The sequence below is a fragment of the Candidatus Methylomirabilota bacterium genome (assembly GCA_036001065.1).
Lineage (GTDB): Bacteria > Methylomirabilota > Methylomirabilia > Rokubacteriales > CSP1-6 > MNEF01.
Map to the genome: position 1 here is coordinate 21,016 of DASYUQ010000055.1, position 6,206 is coordinate 27,221.

The window sequence follows — 6,206 nt, forward strand, 5'->3', positions numbered from 1 at the left end:
CGAGAGCGCAAGGCGGTCAACAGGAGCCGTGAGAAGGGGCCGGGCGTGGGCGTCCCCCGCTTCTTGCCAGCCCGCGCCGGGGCCTGAGATAATCTCCCGCCATGAAGCGATTGCTCGTCCTCCCATCGCTGGTCGTCCTGACGCTGGCTGCGGGCTGCGCGCTCAAGGCCGGCCATCTCTTCCCCTCGCCGGCGCCGGCGTCGATCATGATCGGGACGACCGATCGGGCATTCCTGGAGCGCACGTTCGGAGCGCCGTACCAGGTCGGGATCGACAGCGGGGACCCGACCTGGCGCTGGTTTTATCTCGAGCGGCGGGCCGGGGGAGAACTGACCAAAGACCTCACCGTTCGCTTCAACCCCAACGGCACGGTGAAGTCCTACTCCTTCACGTCGAACTTCCCCGAGGACATGAGCAGGCTCAGGTAGCGGCGCCGCCGCATGAGGCGTCCCCGATACAGCATCCGTCGCGCCACCCGGCGGGACGTGCCGACCATCTTCGCGCTGATCCGCGGTCTCGCGGAGTACGAGCGTCTGGCCCACGCGATGGAGGCGACGGCCGACCGCATCCGCCGTCACGGCTTCGGAGACCGGCGCTACTTCGAAACGCTCATCTGCCGGCGCGGGCGCCGCGCCATCGGCTTCACGCTCTACTTCTTCACCTACTCGACCTTCATGGGGCGCCCCACCCTCTACATCGAAGACCTGTTCGTGCTGCCCGAGGAGCGCAGGCGGGGCGCGGGAAAGGCGCTGCTGGCCGCCCTGGCGCGCCTCGCGGTGCGGCGCGGCTGCGGCCGGATGGAATGGACGGTGCTCGACTGGAACACCCCGGCGATCCGCTTCTACCAGCGGCTCGGCGCGGGGCTTCGCCGCGAGTGGATCCTCGCCCGCCTGGCCGGCGCGCCGCTGCGGCGGCTGGCGCGGTGAGGCGGAGCCTGATCCTCCCCCGCGTCGGTCGTCAGTGATGGCGCCGCAGCAGCGCGACGCCGATCAGCATCAGGAGCAGGGCCAGGACGCCGGCGAACAGGCGTGAACGGCCGCCGGCGAGGAATCCGCTCAGGAACGGGCCGAGAAAGATCCCGGCATCCACCCCGACGCGGTAGAGCGCGGTGCGCCAACCGATGTGGTCGGCCGGCGTCTCGCGCCTCAGCAAGCTGAGCGGCAGCGTCCAGGCGGCCATCCCGACGCCGAAGAGCGCGCATCCCGCCACCAGAGCGGCGAAGCCGCCAAACGCGATCAGCCCCTCACCGGCACCGAAGACGAGGAGCATCAGTCCCAGGACGCGCGCCGCGCCCCGGCGGTCGGCGAGCATCCCCGCCGGCAGCAGGCAGACGATGTCGCAGATCTGTACGATCATCAGCAGCCGCGCGATGCCGGTCCGCGCCAGACCGAACTCGCGATCCGCCCGCAGCGGGACGATGAATTGCTCGAGCGTCGAGTACGACGTGGCGATCGCGCTGCCGGCGGTGAAGGCCAGCACGACCAGCGCCGTGATGGGCGCCGACGCCGACCGGGCGGGGCGCGCGAAGAGGGGGCGGGTGGCCCCCGGCGGCTCGGCCGGCAGCGCCGCCAGTACGAACGGCACCATGAGGAGCCCCAGGGCCTGCGGCGCGCAGATGAGCAGCAGCGCCACGTTCCACGGCAGATCCGCCGGCAAGAGCCCGAGCAGGACGGTCCCGCCGAGGATCCCGAGCATCGCCGACAGCTCGAAGGCGCTGAGCGCGGAGGCCAGGCCGCCGCCTGACTGGTAGCGGAGAATCGCCGTGAGCCCGGCCACGATGCTGAGCGCGTGGCCGACGCCCATGAGCGCGCGGCCCAGCACCAGCACCGCGAACGGCCCGCCGCCGGCGAGGCAGAGCACGCCCACCCCCAGCAGCAGGGGCGACAGCACGAGCGCCCGCCGCAGGTGATGGGTGATGAACAGGCCCACCGGGATGTCCGCGATCATCCGCGCGAAGCCGAACGCTCCGGCCAGCGCGCCGAGCTGCCAGTCGGCCAGAGCGGCGCTGCGCCCGAGGTCGGGGAGCAGCGCCGGGAACGCTCCCTGCCAGAAAATGCCGGTGAACATCGTGGCGCACAGCAGGGCGATCAGCGGCGCTCGCACGAAGAGCGATTGTAGGTCTAAATCGAGACGCTGACGGAGCCTTCCTGACGCTTAGGGCGCCCGGCCGGCGCCGGGCCGCTGGCGCTCGGGGTCACGGGACGGGACACCCCGTCGAGCCCCGGCGGCCGGACGACGCCGGGCGCGACGTAAACAGCCGACCAGCCATGCCCGGAACGCGCGCGGCACCCACCCGCCGGCAGCGCGGACAAGCAGCTCGGGATCGCGGGTGATCCGGAACCCGCGCAAGTGGATCCGGGTGGCCGCCAGCGGGCAGCCCGCTTCGTCGTAGTACCAGGCGAACTGCTTCACGCGCTCCCTCAGCCCGCGCTGGACCGCCGCCAGCGCTTCCGGGTCGTGACGGAGCGCTTCGCGCTCGCGCGCCAGCAGGCCGAGCATCGCGGTCTCGCCGCGGGGCTGGTCGATGCGGTGCAGGGAATCGACCGACAGCCGCAGAACGGCCAGGGGGCGGTCCAGGTAGCCGAGCTGCGCCCACTTGCTGAAGCGGAGGAGGAAGTCCCAGTCCTCCGACGAGGTCCAGGTTTCGTCGAAGCCGCCCGTACGCTTGAAGGCCTCGCGGTGGAGCGTCAGCGCGCTGGGCTTGATGAACACCTCCTGCAGCAGGAAGAGGAACATCTCGCGGCGCGGGAGCACCACCCCCTCGGGGTAGGTAGCGCTCCCGAGCCACCGCCCGAAGAGCGGCGAGGCGCGCATGAATGACGGGACGAACAGGTCGCCGTCGTATTTCTCCAGATCGCTGAACACGGCCTGCACGTCCGGATGGCCCGCCAGGAACCCGACCTCGCGCTTGAGCTTGTCGGGCTTCCAGAGATCGTCGGAATCGAGAAACGAGATCAGCTCGCCCGTCGCCAGCGCCACGCCTGCGTTGCGGGTCGCCGACACCCCGGCGTGCCCGCGCCGGACGTAGCGCACGCGGGCGTCACGCACGCGCCCCAGCCGCTCGGCCGTGCCGTCGATGGAGCCGTCGTCGACTATGAGGATCTCCACGTCCCCGTAGGTCTGGGCCAGGACACTCTCGAGCGCCCGCCCGATGACGTGACTCCGGTTGTAGGTCGGAATGACGACCGAGACCTTCATCGCCCTCACCACGCTGCAGGAGTGATACCAGGGCCGCCCGCGCGGCGTCGCACCCGGTGACGCGGGCCGCGCGGCCTCTCGTTGCCAGTCGATTCGTTCCCTTCAGGAGGGGGCAATGTGCCTCAGGCCATCGCGCGCCTCGTGGTATGAAACCGATTCCCGCGCGGCGCGCGGGCGGGGACACCCTCTGCAAACGTCTGCAGCCTGCCGGATCGGGTCGTCACGTATTTTCGCGCCATTCAGGGTGTGGCACGGATTGTGGACCAGAGCACGTCGGCATGCAGTGCCGACAGGTTCGCCGGATGTTCGTGTTGGCGACGCTGGCGGCCTCGCTCGGCGTGGCCGCGACGCCCGGCGTCGCCGGAGCCCAGGCCAGCGTCGCTGGCGAATGGAAGCTCCTCCCGTACCGGACCCCGATCAACCCGATTCACGTCGGGCTGCTGCGCACCGGCAAGGTCCTCATCGCGTCGGGCTCGGAGAACGACCCGACCCATACGACCTACCGCGCCGCCGTTTGGGACCCGGGCGCGGGCAGCTTCAGCGTCCAGACCATCCCCTGGGACCTCTTCTGCAACGCGATGTCCTTCCTGCCCGACGGCCGTGTCCTCATCACGGGCGGCAGTCTGCAGTACAACCCCTTCCGGGGCCTCAGGACGACGACCATCTTCGATCCCGCGGCCGAGAACTTCATCCAGGTGCAGGACATGGCGCGCGGACGCTGGTATCCGTCCACTGCGGCGCTGAGCGACGGCAAGACCATGACGTTCAGCGGGTGGCTGGAGACGGCCGGCGTACCCAATCAGGCCGTCGAGCTCTACGACGTGCCCACTGGCTGGAGCCCGGAGTTCATGGCACCCTGGACGCCACCGCTCTATCCCTGGCTACACCTCCTGCCCAACGGCAAGGTGTTCTTCTCGGGCAGTGCGCCCGACTCCCGTCTCTTCGATCCGGCGACGAAGACCTGGACCGCCAGCATGGCGCGCACCATCTACGCGCGCGATCGTCGCTACGGCTCATCCGTGCTGCTACCCCTCCGGCCGGAGGAAGGTTACCGGGCGCGCGTCATGATCATGGGCGGCAACAACCCGGCCACCGCCACCGCCGAGATCATCGCTCTCTCGGCGGGGACGCCGGCCTGGCGCGCGCTGCCGCCGATGTCGGCGCCGCGCATCGAGATGAACGCCGTCATCCTGCCGACCGGCAAGATCCTGGCCCTGGGCGGCTCGGCCGTCGACAACGACGCGAGCACCGCGAGCCTGGGCGCCGATCTCTTCGATCCCGCGACCGAGACGTGGTCCTCCGCCGGCCGGGCCGCCGTGCCGCGTCTCTATCATTCGGTCGCCCTGCTCCTCCCCGACGCGACGGTCTGGGTGGCCGGCTCCAACCCATTCCAGGGCGCCTGGGACAACCGGCTGGAGATCTACTCGCCCGCCTATCTGTTCACGACCGACGCCAACGGCAACGTCGTCCGGGCGCCGCGGCCGACGATCACCAGCGTCCCCGCCCGGGTGGGCTACGACGCCTCGTTCCAGGTCCAGACGCCCAATGCCGCAAACATCGCGTCGGTGGCCCTCGTCCGGCCGGGGTCCTCCACTCACGCCTTCGACTTCGACCAGCGCCTGGTCGACCTGAACTTCACGGCGGGCAGCGGCGTCCTCACGGTGACGTCGCCCCCCAACAGCAACATCGCGCCCCCCGGCTACTACATGGTCTTCCTCGTCGACAAGAAGGGGGTGCCCTCGATCGCGAAATTCGTGCAGGTTTCGTTCAACCCGACCAATCAGCCGCCCCGGGGCATGATTCTGAACCCGACCCCGACCACCGACGTCACGATCAAGGCGGGGCAGTCCGTGACGTTCAGCGGAGACGGAACCGATGCGGATGGCAGCGTGGCGACCCTCTCGTGGGTCTTTCCGGGCGGCGCGCCGGCGACCAGCAAGGTGCCCACGCCGGGAGAGGTGACGTTCCCGACCCCAGGCACGTACATCGTCTCGCTGACGGCGACGGACAATCTCGGCGACAACGATCCGAGCCCCCCGACGCGGACGATCACCGTCCAGGCGCCGGTCTTCTCGGCCTCCTTCACCAACCCGCCTGCCGGCGCGACCGTCAACGGCACGCAGACCGTAGCGATGGCCGTGAGCGGCGGGGGCACCCCGAACTTCACCTACAGGCTCAAGATCGACGGCACCGAGGTGTTCACGACGACCACGCCCGACACCAGCGCGACGTACAACTGGAACACCACCACGGTCCCTAATGGCGCCCACACGCTCACGCTGACGGTGACCGACGCGACCGGCCAAACCTCCACCGCCACTCGCACCGTGAGCGTCTCCCAGACCGGCGCGATCACGGTCGCGCTGACCACCCCGACGCCGGGGCAGACGGTCAGCGGGACGACCTGGGTCAATGTCTGGGTCTCGGGCGCGGCGGGGCCGTACAACTTCACGCTGAAAGCCGCCGGCACGACGCTCTGGACCGAATCCTCGCCCGACACCCACGTCACGCTACCGTGGGACACCACCAAGACGCCCAACGGGCCCCAGACGCTGACGGTGACGGTGCAGAGCTCGATCCGCACCGGTTCGGCGAGCGTCGACGTCACCGTGCAGAACGGGGAGACGGGCAAGCTGACCGCCTCCTTCACGAGCCCGCCGGCTGACGCGATCGTCTCCGACACCACGACCGTGGGCATGGCCGCCAGCGGCGCGGCGCCGGGCAACATCACCTACAAACTCGCGATCGACGGCGCGGTGGTCTCGGTTCAGACGATTGCGGCGACGAGCGCCTCCTACGCGTGGGATACCAGGACGTACTCGGATGCGGCGCACACGCTCACGCTGACCGTCACCGACAGCGCCGGTGCCGTCGCCACCGCCACCCGCACCGTCACCGTCAATAACGGCGCCACCGGCTCCCTCACCGTCGCCCTCACCACCCCCCGCCCCGGCGAGACCGTCAGCGGCACCGTCTGGGCCAACGTCTGGGTCAATCCCGGCGGCACG

General features: G+C 70.2%; 5 protein-coding genes. 3 read left to right on the forward strand and 2 right to left on the reverse strand.

What is annotated here, in order from left to right; genetic code table 11:
* Positions 1-101 precede the first annotated feature (101 nt).
* Together VGV13_04895 and VGV13_04900 are read left to right on the forward strand one after the other, a co-directional pair.
* A complete protein-coding gene (locus tag VGV13_04895; GenBank protein HEV8640415.1) occupies positions 102-428 on the forward strand; it encodes a hypothetical protein in 327 nt (108 codons plus the stop codon).
* A gap of 12 nt (positions 429-440) precedes the next feature.
* Entirely contained in the window at positions 441-926 is a 486-nt protein-coding gene (locus VGV13_04900; protein HEV8640416.1) for a GNAT family N-acetyltransferase, read from the forward strand.
* Positions 927-957: 31 nt separating this feature from the next.
* Here the strand turns inward: VGV13_04900 and VGV13_04905 are convergent, their stop codons facing one another.
* Positions 958-2,103 carry an MFS transporter gene (locus VGV13_04905; GenBank protein ID HEV8640417.1) on the reverse strand — a complete coding sequence of 382 codons (1,146 nt, stop codon included), beginning with the start codon at positions 2,101-2,103 and terminating at the stop codon, positions 958-960.
* 51 nt (positions 2,104-2,154) lie between these two features.
* Positions 2,155-3,198: a glycosyltransferase gene (locus VGV13_04910; GenBank protein HEV8640418.1), complete on the reverse strand. Its 1,044-nt coding sequence runs from the start codon at positions 3,196-3,198 to the stop codon at positions 2,155-2,157.
* A 302-nt stretch (positions 3,199-3,500) separates the two neighbouring features.
* Between VGV13_04910 and VGV13_04915 the strand changes: the two genes are divergently transcribed.
* On the forward strand, positions 3,501-6,206 hold a 2,706-nt coding region (locus VGV13_04915; protein HEV8640419.1), incomplete at its 3' end, for a galactose oxidase-like domain-containing protein.